This window comes from Bacillus spizizenii TU-B-10 (assembly GCF_000227465.1).
Classification (GTDB): Bacteria; Bacillota; Bacilli; order Bacillales; family Bacillaceae; genus Bacillus; species Bacillus spizizenii.
Window position 1 is genome coordinate 3,265,474 of sequence record NC_016047.1, and the last position, 13,852, is coordinate 3,279,325.

The 13,852-nt window shown below is 46.7% G+C and carries 13 protein-coding genes and 1 pseudogene; 7 read left to right on the forward strand and 7 right to left on the reverse strand.

Annotated elements, in window-relative coordinates:
• Positions 1-31 precede the first annotated feature (31 nt).
• From GYO_RS38380 to GYO_RS38405, 6 genes are all read right to left on the reverse strand, one after another.
• A complete protein-coding gene (locus GYO_RS38380; RefSeq protein WP_014115042.1) occupies positions 32-337 on the reverse strand; it encodes a YunC family protein in 306 nt (101 codons plus the stop codon).
• A 64-nt stretch (positions 338-401) separates the two neighbouring features.
• Complete coding sequence (locus GYO_RS38385; RefSeq protein ID WP_014115043.1) at positions 402-1,790, reverse strand: bifunctional metallophosphatase/5'-nucleotidase; 1,389 nt, start codon at positions 1,788-1,790, stop codon at positions 402-404.
• Between the two features lie 19 nt (positions 1,791-1,809).
• On the reverse strand, positions 1,810-2,631 hold the full coding sequence (locus GYO_RS38390; RefSeq protein ID WP_014115044.1) for a sulfite exporter TauE/SafE family protein: 822 nt from the start codon (positions 2,629-2,631) through the stop codon (positions 1,810-1,812).
• A 17-nt stretch (positions 2,632-2,648) separates the two neighbouring features.
• Positions 2,649-3,497: a DUF72 domain-containing protein gene (locus GYO_RS38395; protein WP_014115045.1), complete on the reverse strand. Its 849-nt coding sequence runs from the start codon at positions 3,495-3,497 to the stop codon at positions 2,649-2,651.
• Between the two features lie 37 nt (positions 3,498-3,534).
• Complete coding sequence (locus GYO_RS38400) at positions 3,535-3,882, reverse strand: YunG family protein (RefSeq protein WP_014115046.1); 348 nt, start codon at positions 3,880-3,882, stop codon at positions 3,535-3,537.
• Positions 3,883-3,977: 95 nt separating this feature from the next.
• On the reverse strand, positions 3,978-5,318 hold the full coding sequence (locus tag GYO_RS38405; protein WP_014115047.1) for an allantoinase: 1,341 nt from the start codon (positions 5,316-5,318) through the stop codon (positions 3,978-3,980).
• Between the two features lie 175 nt (positions 5,319-5,493).
• Between GYO_RS38405 and pucR the strand changes: the two genes are divergently transcribed.
• From pucR to GYO_RS43515, 6 genes are all read left to right on the forward strand, one after another.
• The gene (pucR, locus tag GYO_RS38410; protein ID WP_014115048.1) at positions 5,494-7,089 is read left to right on the forward strand and encodes a purine catabolism transcriptional regulator PucR; all 1,596 of its coding nucleotides are present in this window, start codon (positions 5,494-5,496) and stop codon (positions 7,087-7,089) included.
• A gap of 146 nt (positions 7,090-7,235) precedes the next feature.
• Entirely contained in the window at positions 7,236-8,585 is a 1,350-nt protein-coding gene (gene pucJ / locus GYO_RS38415) for a nucleobase:cation symporter-2 family protein (protein WP_052303546.1), read from the forward strand.
• A gap of 5 nt (positions 8,586-8,590) precedes the next feature.
• Positions 8,591-9,883, forward strand: coding sequence for a uric acid permease PucK (gene pucK / locus GYO_RS38420; RefSeq protein ID WP_014115050.1), 1,293 nt, complete (start codon positions 8,591-8,593; stop codon positions 9,881-9,883).
• Between the two features lie 12 nt (positions 9,884-9,895).
• A complete protein-coding gene (pucL, locus tag GYO_RS38425) occupies positions 9,896-11,380 on the forward strand; it encodes a factor-independent urate hydroxylase (protein WP_014115051.1) in 1,485 nt (494 codons plus the stop codon).
• A complete protein-coding gene (uraH, locus tag GYO_RS38430) occupies positions 11,380-11,730 on the forward strand; it encodes a hydroxyisourate hydrolase (RefSeq protein WP_014115052.1) in 351 nt (116 codons plus the stop codon). The genes pucL and uraH overlap by 1 nt, the downstream gene beginning before the upstream one ends.
• Before the next feature lie 299 nt (positions 11,731-12,029).
• Positions 12,030-12,146, forward strand: coding sequence for a YjcZ family sporulation protein (locus GYO_RS43515; protein ID WP_003240909.1), 117 nt, complete (start codon positions 12,030-12,032; stop codon positions 12,144-12,146).
• 355 nt (positions 12,147-12,501) lie between these two features.
• Here GYO_RS43515 and GYO_RS44175 read toward each other — a convergent pair.
• Positions 12,502-12,817: pseudogene (locus GYO_RS44175) on the reverse strand (aspartate phosphatase); the annotation flags it as partial.
• 258 nt (positions 12,818-13,075) lie between these two features.
• On the opposite strand from GYO_RS44175, the gene GYO_RS38440 reads away from it, so the two are divergent.
• The gene (locus tag GYO_RS38440) at positions 13,076-13,840 is read left to right on the forward strand and encodes a hypothetical protein (protein WP_238528863.1); all 765 of its coding nucleotides are present in this window, start codon (positions 13,076-13,078) and stop codon (positions 13,838-13,840) included.
• Positions 13,841-13,852 lie beyond the last annotated feature (12 nt).

Below are 13,852 nucleotides of genomic sequence, written 5' to 3' on the forward strand. Positions count from 1 at the left end.
GAGGGGACATAGTAATAGCCGGGCCAAATTTTTATTTCACCATTTTCAAAAGCGCTGCTCTGCCGCTCATGCCGGCATGAATGCCGAGATCTTCCGCGGCGTACGTGACGGATTCTAAAGGTGCGTCTAACAGCTGGTCAATGGTGCGTACACCAACTGCGCGCCCCGCCACAATGCCCCGCTCCTTTAATTTTTCATTCAGCAGCGCCACATCAAGCGCGCCGCACATAATGTATCCGTGCTCATTTGTGACAGCCATAAAATTCGTTTTTGGAAGCTTCACTGTCACAGCTGTAAAAGGCTGTCCTTCTATCATGATTGGTGTCAGATTTACCACGTCAACCACTCCCTTCATTCATCACTTTATGATGAAGGGCACAGCTTGTTGTGGGCTGACCTGCTTATTGCGCGAGCTTCCAAGCGAGCAGATCCCGCAAAAACTCCGGCATAAAATATTCTTTTTCTGCGGCGTCACGGATGATCGGAAACAGTCTGCCGAGGGTAAACATGTCAAGCACCGCAACAGAGTATTGTTTATGTTTTGCAATCTCTTCCCCGTTCAGCGTGATTCGTGTGACATGCGTGATTCCGTCATCCAGCCGTTTCGTTTCTACAGCAACACCCGAGTACACCATTTTTCCCATTACTTCTCCGCGGAAGCCGAGCCCTTTGATCCGGAGCTGCTCCATTTGTTCTGAAGCGGCATGGACAATGGTCTCTTTCAATTCTTCTCCCGTCAGTCGGACAGCCACCGGGTTGATCGGATGAGGGCAGATGCGGTGCAGATCCAGCTTCGTCACAGGACCCGCTTTCAGCGGACCGAGAATGACACCGGAATTCACCATACTGATGTCCGTCCCGCACCATTCCTTTAACGCGTACGCCAAAAGCAAAGGCAGCTCTGATTCTTCAAACCACTTCACCTCGGCATCTTGCGCAAGCTCCGCAACAGCATCGGACAGCTTCTCCTCGGCTTCACGTTCTTTTTCTTTGAGAAACGCTTTTGTTTCTGCTGATTCTCCTGTCCATTCCGCCATGTTTCGCACAGACGCTGTTTTGCTGATGATGCTTCGCTGTATGCTGTCCACCGTGATTTCTACACAGCCCACATAATGCCCGTATTTCTCGGCGCTGGCAAGCAACACGCCGTTTACCACTTGTCCATCTTCGAGCAAATGATGGGTGTGCGATTCGAGGATTACATCAATCTCAGGTACCGCTTCAGCCATTGCCTGATCATCTAGGATGCCTAAATGTGACAGCAGAACGATGATATCAGCCTGCCCTTTCACTTCCTGAATAGTTTCTTTTACGCTTTCAAAAGCATCGGTTACTGTCCATCCCAGCTTGTCATAAACGGGATAATACGGCACAGTTACACCTAAAAAAGCAATGGACATACCGTTTTTCAATGTTTTGATATGGTAAGGAACCGCCCAGGACGGACGGCTTCCGTTTTTGTCATATAGATTAGAGACGATAACGGGAAATTCAGCATGATCATATAAGGCTGCGAGCTCATCATGCGGAAGCGTAATCCCTTCGTTATTGCCGATCACCGCTCCATCAATGTGAAGACGGTTTAAGAGATCGACATTCGCTTTTCCGAAAGTCGCCTCTGTCACGAATTGAAAACGATCAAGATGATCGCCAATATCAAAAACGAGCGTCTCTTCGCTGTCTGATTGATGCTCTTTTCTTTTCTGCTCGATATAATCTACAATTTTCGGCCAGTTTTCAAAATGGCTGTGCAAATCATTTGTATGATATAAGCGGAGCTTCTCCTTCATATTATCTCTCCCTAATCGTTCAGCTGAAAATGCCTTCATAAATGAGCTGGCAGCCGATCAAAATCAATACGATCCGCATGATCATTACGATCGTTTTCGTCTGCATTTTTCTGTTGATGGCGGCGCCAAGCTTTCCGCCGAACCAGGCGCCGGGCACAAGTGCGAGGGCATACAGCCAATTGACATGCCCGGAAATAACATGTGAAACAGACCCTGTCATAGAGGACAGGAAAATAATAAACATGGACGTTGCCACCGCAACCTTCGGCGGGAACAGGAATAACAGCATCATCGCCGGAACCATGAGCGATCCGCCGCCTATTCCGAAAAGCCCCCCTAAAAAGCCGACAACAAAGGCAATCGCAATGCCGATAGGCGCCTGATATGAGTACGTATAAGGCTCACCGGCATCATCCTGAAATGTCCGAATAATCCCTTTGTGCGCTTTGTTGATCGGCCGGGCTTTCGCTTTGAGCATTAAGGATAATGAAATAAGAATCATAAAAATGCCAAACCAAATGGAAAACGAGTTTGAATTGAACAGCTTTGACACGTAAGCCCCGATAATGCTGCCGGGACCTGAACCAATAAAGAAAATGAGCCCGCTCTTATAATCAACGGTTTTATATTTAATATAAGCCAAAGTTGAAGAAAGACCCGTAAAAATAATGACCAAAAGCGAAGTTCCAATTGCGACCTGCGGCGTCACATCCTGAAACAGCGGCGTCACTGTGCTTAGAAACATCAGAGACGGCACGATCACAATTCCGCCGCCAAGCCCAATCAGGCTTCCTACCGTACCTGCGATTAATCCCAGTACGACCAAAATCACCAACGACATCAATCAAAACCTCTTTTCTAAAATAAATCGAGCTGTCTCGGAGCAAGTCCGCTGTACTCGATATCAAGCAGTTCAAGCATCTGCTTGCCATTATCCGCGGCGTCTCCGCCGGAATTGTTGTTGAACAGGACAAAAACATCCTTAGATTGCTGCTGCAATTCATTCAGGTGCTTTTTCCAATCCGCCAGCTCCTGTTGATTGTAGCGGTATAAGTACCTGACCTCCCGCCAGTTTTTCCCGCCGTCAGGCTTCATCCAGCCCTGCTTGTTGCGTCCGTGAAACCTGACGAGCGTTTTGTTTTCATCGGTCGCGCGCAACACAGTCGGGACGCTGCCTTCTCCGATTTGCGGTTCATCACAGACACTGTGAATCCAGCCTTCCGCTTTCATAAATGAAAGCGTCTGCTCATAAAATGGCGGCGAGAACCAGGAGCGGTTTCTGAATTCAAGCGCACATGGAATATCTCCCATTTGGTGCTTGCACCATCTCAAATAAGCGACATTCTCCTTCTTGCAGTCAAACCACGGCGGAAATTGAAACAGCACCATGGCAAGCTTATTGCTATGTAAATATGGCGTTAAAGACACCTTAAACGCGTCAAACATCTCCTCTTTTGAATCAAAGGGGATTTCTCCGCGCTGATGCCCTGTCATGCCCTGATACGCTTTCACGATAAATTGAAAGGTTTCCGGCGTTTCCTTCACCCACTTTTCATTATTTCGCGCCGGCTGAATTGCGTAAAAGCTCGCGTCTAATTCAACGATCGGAAAATGGGAGGAATAGGCCTGCAATTTTTTCTGGCTGGCCGTTTTCGGCGGATAGATGCTGTCATGATCCCCCCATCCCGTCAGTCCGATATAAATCACAATCATTCACCTCTCTCCCAGTTTATCACACGTGTTTTCAGGTTTCCTCGGAAATGCTGTTCATATGGCGGGAAAATGCTGAACGAAGATGCTGGTATTGTTCCTCATTCGTATCTAAAAACGCCTCTTCTCTTGAAGAAGGAATATGCTGATATTCAATCGGCGCCTGAAACTGTTCACTCGTAAAATCGTACATCACGCCATTGATGCTGTTATAAAAATGCCAGCTCTCACCGACTTTGGTTTTGAAAATGGCGCCGCCGAATTGATCTTGAATCACCAATGCCGTCACACCGCATTGTCCGCATGCCGGGCATTCTTCCGTCCATTTAGAGCTCGTATGGCGCGACCAAGATTGCTTGAGTATGTATGTGATATGTTCCATTGCCTCCGCCTCCTTTTAAAAAAGATACCACGTTGATTTCATTTTAAAAACAAGAACGGAGGAAATCAAAAAACCCGGCGGTAAAATCGCCGGGCTTACGAAGGAACGACCAGTGCTCCATCAATTTCGCTGACTGCTTCCCCATCATTGTACACGCACCGGCCTTTGCTGTAAGTGGCCGAAATGCTGCAGGGAAATGTATGTCCTTCGTAAATGCTTTTTTTATGCTTTGAAAACATCGATTCTTTTGTGACAGTGTACGGCTCCATGCTGACGAGCACAAAATCCGCATCACATCCCGCTTCAAGCCGCCCTTTTTTCTGAAGTCCGAATCGTCTCGCAGGGGCCGCCGCTGTCCATTCAGCGATGGTTTCAAACGGAATTTGATGCTCAAGCGCCAGTTCCAGCATTCCTAATAAAGTAAACTGTCCGCCGCTGATTCCGCCCCATGATAAAAACAGATTATCCTCCCGCTTTAAAGACGGACGACAAGGGGAATGGTCTGAGGAAACCATGTCAATGTGCCCCGCAATGAGCGCCTCGATCAGCGCTTCCTTCGATTGCTGTGACCGGAGCGGGGGCGCACATTTTGCGACAGAGCCCTTTTCCCGTAAATCGTCATGGCTGAACAAGACATAATGCGGGCATGTTTCAACCGAAACATTAAGCCCTTCCTGTCTCGCCTCTCTGATCAGCCGGACCGCTTTCGCCGTGCTGATATGGACAAAATGAACCGGACAGCCTGTCACCTTCGCATACTGGATCGTGCGATACACCGCTTCAGCTTCGGCTTCCTCCGGACGGGAGGCGGCGTACGCATCCGCATCCACTTTTCCTTTATTGGCCAAAACCATCTGCAGATAACTTGTGATTGCGTCGCTCTCCGCATGAAGAGCGAGGATTTTTCCTGCAGCCGCGATTTCTGTCATGCCTTTGAGCAAGGTACGTTCATCAACAGAGCGGAACTCGTCTGTGCCTGATTTTGATAAAAACGCTTTAAACCCGATCGCCCCCGCTTCAGCCATTGGGCGGATGTCATCGATATGACCTGGCACAAGCCCGCCCCATAGTGCAAAATCCACAGCTGATTTTCGCCTGCCGAGTTCGGCTTTTGCGAGAAGATTCTCTGCCGTCACGGTTGATGGAATGCAATTGAGCGGCATATCAAAATAGGTGGTGCAGCCGCCTGCTGCCATCATTTGCGAACCTGTTTCAAACCCCTCCCAGTCCTCTCTGCCCGGTTCATTGAAATGAACATGGCAGTCTATCGCACCTGGAAACACATATTGGCCTTCTGCCTGGATCATTGCTGCCCCGCTCGCTTCAATGTCTGAACCAATCTCGGTAATGACACCGTTTTGAACTGCAATATCAGCTTCTTTAACGCCATCTGGCATAACTGCCTTCGCACCTTTTATCACCATATCGTAAGCCATATTGATCCTCCCATGTAAGGTTGACGATTTTTCATGTCAGTTTATGTAACACAATCAGTTCTATTTTCAACAGTTTACTGCTACTATGATCGTATTACATTAGCAAAACCGCTAGAATTCCTATTGAAAATTATTCATCTTAACCAATGCTTTTTATAGAAAAGGAGAATGCGCTATGAATATTTTTGATGTGATGAAAATACCGGCTTATGAAAACGCCAATTTAATCGCAGGAAAAGCAGGAGGAGAAAGAGAGGTTCAGCATGTCAATATGATGGACGCTCCGGATATCGCAGACTTTCTGCATAAGAATGAATTGCTCGTCACCACCGCGTATCACCTGAAGGATCACCCGCACCAGTTATCTGAGCTAATTCGGCAAATGGCAAAACGCGGCTGCGCGGGCCTCGGTATTAAAACAAAGCGCTACCTGGAGGATATCCCGAAAGAAATCATCGAGCTGGCCGATTCATACGCGTTTCCGATCATCGAGCTTCCAGAACACATCCGCCTCGGCGATATTGTGAATGCAACACTCAGCCACATTCTCGATATGCGTTCTAACGAGCTGCAGCAAGCCATTTACGCGCACAAAAAATTCACAAACCACATTATGAGCGGCAAGGGGCTGCAATCTCTCCTCAAAAAGGTGTCAGACCTCCTTCAGCTTCCCGTGCTGCTTCTTGACCAGCATGCCAAAATGCTTTCTGCGTCCCATCAGATTTCATTTGAGACCGAAAAGCTGAAAGGCACCCTGAATACCGTATCCGGGCCGTTTTTCACTTGTTTCTCTACGTTCTCGGATCGAAAAACGTATTCTGTCCTTCCTATTTATAATCATGAAAAAAACTGCGGCTACCTGCTGATACCCGACATGGTGCAGGCCGGAGACAAAGGATTGATTCTCACCATTGAACAAGCTGCTAACGTCATTTCCTTTGAACTCCTGAAGGAAAATGCGCTGAAGCAATTCGGCCGGCGGGCGCGCAATGAGTTTTTCAGCAATTTTATTGAGCGCTCATTTTCTTCAGATGACGAAATCAAAAACCGGGCAAAGGAATTTAAGCTGCGCTGGGATCAAAAATACATGTGCATTGCGGGAAAACTCGACCGGAATGACGAATCGATCAGCTTTACAGAAAATCAGCTCGCCTCCGATGGCGTATTCGAATTTCTTGAAGGCGAATTATCGGCCTTCCCGTTTCCGCCCCACCTCTTTATTAAAGGAAATGTCGGCATTATTCTGATCGAGGCGACAGACAGCTGGAGTGAAATGCACGCCTCGGTGATCAGCTTTTTAGAGCAGTTTCAAACACAGGTCAGAGCTCAATTTAAACGGACTGTGTCCTTTGGCATCAGCAACATATGCCAAAAGCTCATTGACGTTCCCGACGCGTTTACAGAGGCATCTGACGCTCTGCAATCAGGGCATTTGTCAAGAAGCACGGAGTTTATTCAGGTGTATCATGCCAAAGATGTGCCTGAGCTTCTCCGCCTTCTCCCGGTTGAGGATTTAAAGAAATTTTACAACTCCACGCTTCAAAGCCTCGCTGAAAAACAGCAGGAGGATCAAAGCCTGCTTCATACGCTGTCCGTCTATTTAGAGACACACTGCCAAATTTCCGAGACGGCAAAGCGTCTGTACGTTCATCGCAATACCGTCATCTACCGCCTTGAAAAATGTGAGGAGCTGCTGGGCAAAAGCTTAAAAGATCCTGAGACGACGATGCGTTTGCGGCTTGCCTTACGGATGCAGCGGCTGATCAGCTAATGTTTGTCACATTCTCTTACAAACTGAATCGTTTTTCGTCACTTTCATCAATAACACCTGTCTTTTTCGGCTACAGTATCCAATGACACCCGGCAATCGGCACGCTATCATGTTACTAAAGTTCACATATAAAAGGAGGGACTATGGTGAAACAAAAATCGTTCGCGGTGTTGACTCTTGGCCTTCAGCATGTGCTGGCCATGTATGCAGGTGCGATTTTGGTGCCCCTGCTTGTCGGCAGGGCGCTGAATCTAACATCTGAACAGCTGTCTTACCTGTTGGCGATTGACCTGTTAACGTGCGGTGTGGCGACGCTTTTGCAAACCTTGCGCGGAGCATTCATCGGCATCGGGCTTCCCGTCATGCTCGGCAGTTCATTTGTGGCCGTCACCCCGATGATCGCAATCGGCACGAACTACGGCGTTCACGCGATTTACGGTTCAATCATCGCGACAGGGTTATTTATCTTTCTGTTTGCACGTTTTTTCGGCAAGCTGACCGTGTTATTCCCTCCTGTCGTAACAGGTACCGTTGTCACTTTAATCGGCCTTTCACTTGTTCCGACAGGTGTGAAAAATATGGCTGGCGGCGAAAAAATAAACGGCAGCGCCAACCCCGAATACGGTTCGCTCGAAAACCTTCTTCTCTCTGTCGGCGTCCTTGTCCTGATCTTAGTCCTCAACCGCTTTCTCAAAGGGTTTGCCCGAACGCTGTCCGTTCTGGTTGGAATCGCTGCCGGGACAGCGGCAGCAGCCATCATGGGCAAGGTCAGCTTTTCTGCTGTCACTGAAGCCCCGCTTTTTCAAGTCCCGAAGCTGTTTTACTTCGGAGCCCCTTCATTTGAAATCGGCCCGATCTTAACGATGCTGATTGTCGGAATCGTCATTATTGTCGAATCAACCGGCGTTTTCTACGCAATCGGAAAAATATGCGGCAGACCCTTAACCGAAAAAGACCTTGTCAAAGGCTATCGAGCGGAAGGAATCGCTATTCTTATCGGTGGACTGTTCAACGCCTTCCCCTATAACACCTTTGCGCAAAACGCCGGCTTACTACAGCTGACGAAAGTGAAAACAAGAAACATCGTCGTTACCGCCGGCTGTATCCTTGTCTGTCTCGGACTGGTTCCGAAGATTGCAGCCCTTGCTTCTGCCGTTCCTGCGGCTGTGCTTGGCGGCGCGACGGTTGTCATGTTCGGCATGGTGATTGCGTCAGGCGTCAAAATGCTCAGCACAGCGGATCTCAAAAATCAATATCACATGCTGACCATCGCATGCTCAATCGCACTCGGCATCGGCGCCAGCACGGTGCCCGGGATTTTCGCTGAATTCCCCGCTCCGATCCGGATTCTGGTTAGTGACGGAACCATCACCGGAAGCCTGACCGCCATCTTTTTGAATCTATTTTTCAGCTTGCGCGGCAAAAAAGAAACAACCGCTCAGAAAACTGAACTTCCGGTATTAGACCATACACTCGCATTAGAAAAAGAGGTGTAAAAAAGATGAAGGAACAGCACAATGTCTTTCAGCTGATGATGCTCGGACTTCAGCACATGCTCGCCATGTATGCGGGAGCAATTCTCGTTCCGCTGATCGTCGGAGCGGCGATCGGGCTGAATCCGGGGCAGCTGACGTATTTAATTGCGATCGATTTGTTCATGTGCGGGGCTGCGACTCTTTTGCAGCTGTGGAAAAACCGATACTTCGGCATCGGCCTCCCTGTTGTGCTCGGATGTACGTTTACCGCGGTCGGCCCGATGATTTCCATCGGCAGCACATACGGTGTCTCAGCGATATATGGCGCCATTATCGCCGCAGGGCTGATTGTCGTCTTAGCCGCGGGCTTCTTCGGAAAGCTTGTCCGTTTTTTTCCGCCTGTCGTGACCGGTTCAGTCGTCATGATCATCGGCATCAGCCTGATTCCGACGGCAATGAATAACCTGGCCGGCGGTGAAGGAAGCAAAGACTTCGGCTCACTGGACAACGTACTCCTCGGGTTTGGCGTCACAGCTTTTATCTTATTGCTGTTTTATTTCTTTAAAGGCTTTATACGCTCCATTGCGATTTTGCTCGGCCTTATCGCAGGAACAGCGGCTGCATTCTTTATGGGAAAAGTTGATTTTTCTGACGTCATAGAGGCGTCCTGGCTTCATGTTCCGTCTCTGTTTTATTTTGGCCCGCCAACCTTTGAGCTGCCGGCTGTTGTTACGATGCTCCTCGTTGCCATTGTCAGCCTGGTTGAATCGACAGGTGTTTACTTTGCTCTGGCCGATATCACAAACCGCAGGCTGTCGGAGAAGGATCTGGAAAAAGGCTACCGGGCGGAAGGCCTTGCGATTGTGCTTGGCGGCTTATTTAACGCGTTTCCCTATACAGCCTTCTCGCAAAATGTCGGTATCGTTCAGCTTTCAAAAATGAAAAGTGTCAATGTCATCGCCATCACAGGAATCATGCTCATGGCGATCGGACTGGTTCCAAAAGCCGCAGCATTGACAACAGTGATTCCAACCCCAGTTCTCGGCGGCGCGATGATTGTCATGTTCGGCATGGTCATTTCTTACGGGATCAAAATGCTTTCCAGCGTTGATTTCGATTCGCAAGGCAACCTACTGATTATCGCCTCTTCCGTCAGCTTAGGGCTCGGCGCCACAACAGTTCCCGCGTTGTTTTCATCTCTCCCGGGCTCGGCCACAGTCTTGGCTGAAAGCGGAATTGTGATCGGCAGTTTGACGGCAATTGCACTGCACGCTTTTTTTCAAACCAAACAGCCTAATGGCGCTGAAATAAAAACGTAAAGGAAGATGCCCATGTTCACAATGGATGACCTGAACCAAATGGACATACAAACACTGACAGACACGCTTGGATCTATTTTTGAACATTCTTCATGGATTGCGGAGAAAGCCGCGGCATTGCGCCCGTTTTCTTCCCTTTCTGACCTTCACCATAAAATGGCCGGCATTGTAAAAGCCGCGGACCGCCGGACACAGCTTGATTTAATCAACAAGCACCCCCGACTCGGAACAAAGAAAACAATGAGCGTTACCTCGGTAAGAGAGCAGCAAAACGCGGGGCTCAGCAAACTTGAACAAGAGGAATACGAGGAATTTCTCAAGCTGAATGAGTACTATTATGAACGCTTCGGCTTTCCTTTTATTTTAGCGGTAAAGGGAAAGACGAAACAGGACATTCACCAAGCCCTGTTGGAAAGGCTTGAGAACGAACGAGAAACGGAGTTCCAGCAGGCTCTTGAAGAAATTTACCGCATCGCCCGTTTTCGGCTGGCGGACATCATAACTGAAAAAGGAGAGACGCAAATGAAAAGAACCATGTCTTATGGCAAAGGAAATGTATTTGCATACCGAACGTTTTTAAAGCCGCTCACAGGAGTACGGCAAATCCCAGAGTCTTCTTTTACAGGGAGAGACAATACTGTTGTCGGCATTGATGTGACATGCGAAATTGGCGGAGATGCCTTTCTGCCATCATTTATAGACGGAGATAATACACTCGTCGTGGCTACAGACTCAATGAAAAACTTTATTCAGCGCCATCTCGCTTCCTATGAAGGGACGACAACCGAGGGATTCTTACACTATGTGGCTCACCGATTTTTAGATACCTATTCTCATATGGACACGATCACTTTGACAGGCGAAGACATTCCGTTTGAGGCGATGCCTGCATACGAGGAGCAAGAACTCGGCACAAGCCACCTCGTCTTTAGAAGATCACGCAATGAACGCGCCCGGTCTGTGCTGAAAGCGGAACGAACCCGGGATACAATAACGATCAAAGAGCAGTACAGCGAAATCATGGATCTTCAGCTCGTCAAGGTGAGCGGCAACTCCTTCGTTGGCTTTATCCGGGACGAATATACGACGCTCCCGGAGGACGGCAACCGCCCGCTGTTTGTCTATTTAAACATCAGCTGGCAGTATGAAAACACAGATGACGCACGTGCTACCGATCCCGCCCGCTACGTCGCGGCTGAGCAAGTTCGTGACTTGGCGAGCACCGTTTTTCACGAACTCGAAACCCCTTCAATTCAAAATTTAATCCATCATATTGGCTGCAGAATATTAACGAGATTCCCGCAGCTCACTGATGTCAGCTTCCAATCTCAAAACCACACATGGGATACAGTCGTTGAAGAGATCCCAGGATCCAAAGGAAAAGTCTACACCGAACCGCGCCCGCCATTCGGTTTCCAGCGCTTTACCGTGACAAGAGAAGACGCCGAGAAAGAAAAACAGAAAGCCGCTGAAGCATTAGGGAGCCTGAAGGCCTGATGGGAAAGCTGACAACCCATATCTTAGATTTAACCTGCGGCAAACCCGCGGCGAACGTAAAAATTGAATTGAAGCGGCTGAGCGAAGAGATCATCCTTGTTAAAGAGACATTCACCAACAATGACGGCCGAGTCGATGCTCCGTTGCTGGCAGGGGAAGAGCTGGTGTCTGGAGAGTATGTGATGGAATTTCATGCAGGAGACTATTTTGCGAGTCAAAAAGTGAACACGCCCGATAAGCCGTTTTTAACCATTGTCACCGTCCGTTTTCAGCTTGCAAATCCAGATGCGAATTATCATATCCCGCTTTTGCTGTCGCCTTTTGGTTATCAGGTGTATAGGGGGAGTTAAGGAGGAAGCTCGCCGGTGAGGCGGGCTTTAATATGTTTAGGCGGCTGGCAATACTGCATAAATAAAAACCTTCTCTACTTGAAAAGGTTCCTGGTTTGAAAACAGTAAGAAGCAGTATGGGTCATACTACATGTTTGATTTCTGTTAAGCTTTATCCTAACTGTTTAATAGTTTTTGATTATGCGTATTCTGTCTAGCCTTTAAACAAAATATTCATTTTTTCTTATTTGGACTTAAATCTATGTCGAAAATGATCGTTAGCCATATCTTATACTATCCTCACTGAAGGAGGTGGCAATATGGGTTACTCTAACGGTTATGGTAGCTCCTTTGCTTTGATTGTAGTGCTATTCATTCTATTAATCATTGTTGGAGCATCTTTCTTTGGAGGTTATCCAGAAGGCGTTCCAATTTAACAGTATGTTATAAGCACCTGCCCTGTTCGGGCTAGACGCCATAAGAAGTCTTTATGGCGTTTTGCTATGTTATTAACTAACGATGTGCTGACAAAGGTTCTGAACCAGGGAAATATAAACATCGTATTAGGTTCAATCGTTTTTGAGACATAAAAAAGACCCTCCGCGTTAGAAGGGATTATAGGAGTAATCTTTCTTCAGGTTTGAAGACGATCTGAAGCAATATGAAATGTGTTTTGAGTTTGGTTCTCTGGTAAGTTAACTATGAAACCACATACTAAAGTCAATGACAGCCCAAGAATTAAGAACACACTTTTTTACGTTTGAAAACGGTCAGAAGCAATATGGATCATGCTATAAGCTGTTTCTCCGCTTCTCTATAATAGTAGATGGCTTTCATATAGCTTTTGATCAAACTCATACATCCCTCGGAAAAACAGAGAATAATACGACAAAAGACCAGATATGCCTTTATTTGATGCCTCTATTTTTTCAAGCAGTTCAACAATAGTTGGCCTAATTCGTGTTGTAACTGGTTCCAAATAATCTAACATGTGCTGATACCGGAATTTCATGAGAGAGAAGTAAATAAGTAAATACTATTGACGAATCATTTTATACCATTCATTGATCTTTACGCCAACTTTTGATGATGGCAATACCGGATTCACAAGATCCCTCCTCATATACCACTTTGTGTAATATTCTAACATTTCCGATAATATGTATGTCCGCAAAAAAACCGCAAATTAATTTGCGGCAGATTCCATAAACACGCAACAGCTGTTATAGCTTAAAGAAAGAATGGCCTGTAATAAAACAAACCTAACACGATAACTGCCTCTATTATAGAAAGCGACAGTAGAAATGTTTGGTTTATTGCCGTTTTCATTAGCTTCTGTCCAATATAATTGATTAGATAAAAGATGATGAATAAAGTAACAACTGCAAAAATGATGCTCAACAACTTCATTCCTCCTTTTTATAAACATTACCATATTATAGTAGACAACCCATTATATGTAATGGTACCATTGTATTGTACTTTATCACGTGAAGAGGAGTTGAGCAATATGCGTTTTGGATCATTAAGTAAAAAAGTTTTGTTCTCGTCCCTTTTGCTTCCGGTTACTGCATTATCATTAGCCCTTAGTCCTGTTGACGTTAATGCCCAGACACCAAAAGAACCCGCTTACACTGAAAATACATTCACTATTCATAAGGCAAATCAAGCTCTTAGTGAGGCTAAAAAAGAAGTAAACAAGCAACTTGCATCTGGCAAAACAAATGTTGTAGTCAAAAAAGCACTGAATGTACAGGGTGACGGAATTGAACTAGGTGTCAATACTAAGACATCCGGTGAAGGCTCCATCAAAGCAGTACAACAGAAATCATATTCTGGCTACATCGCAAATACCTTTCCAGGGGCAGGATTTAAACACTCTGTTAGTGGTAAATTCACTTATGAAAAAGGTAAAATTAAAGGAAACAGTTACGATGTCTATTTAACCGGACCACTTTACTCAAAATCTCACTCAACATCAGTTTCTAAATTAGATCCTAGTGTTTGGGAGATTAGGAGTTCCGGGACATTTAAAGCGTTGAAATATACCCCTTTTGAATATACTACAAGAGTAGTTATTGGCCTTTATGGTAGTGGGACATATAGAGTTTTGACTGCTAAAATTAATTAATACTAAACCCCT

What these genes read in the sequence shown, in the direction of transcription:
- uraH (WP_014115052.1), top strand. Translation starts at nt 11,380, where the DNA reads ATGGGAAAGCTGACAACCCATATCTTAGATTTAACCTGCGGCAAACCC.
- pucR (WP_014115048.1), top strand. Translation starts at nt 5,494, where the DNA reads ATGAATATTTTTGATGTGATGAAAATACCGGCTTATGAAAACGCCAAT.
- GYO_RS38385 (WP_014115043.1), bottom strand. Translation starts at nt 1,790, where the DNA reads ATGAAGGAGAAGCTCCGCTTATATCATACAAATGATTTGCACAGCCAT.
- GYO_RS38400 (WP_014115046.1), bottom strand. Translation starts at nt 3,882, where the DNA reads ATGGAACATATCACATACATACTCAAGCAATCTTGGTCGCGCCATACG.
- pucL (WP_014115051.1), top strand. Translation starts at nt 9,896, where the DNA reads ATGTTCACAATGGATGACCTGAACCAAATGGACATACAAACACTGACA.
- GYO_RS43515 (WP_003240909.1), top strand. Translation starts at nt 12,030, where the DNA reads ATGGGTTACTCTAACGGTTATGGTAGCTCCTTTGCTTTGATTGTAGTG.
- GYO_RS38405 (WP_014115047.1), bottom strand. Translation starts at nt 5,318, where the DNA reads ATGGCTTACGATATGGTGATAAAAGGTGCGAAGGCAGTTATGCCAGAT.
- GYO_RS38440 (WP_238528863.1), top strand. Translation starts at nt 13,076, where the DNA reads ATGAATAAAGTAACAACTGCAAAAATGATGCTCAACAACTTCATTCCT.
- pucK (WP_014115050.1), top strand. Translation starts at nt 8,591, where the DNA reads ATGAAGGAACAGCACAATGTCTTTCAGCTGATGATGCTCGGACTTCAG.
- GYO_RS38390 (WP_014115044.1), bottom strand. Translation starts at nt 2,631, where the DNA reads ATGTCGTTGGTGATTTTGGTCGTACTGGGATTAATCGCAGGTACGGTA.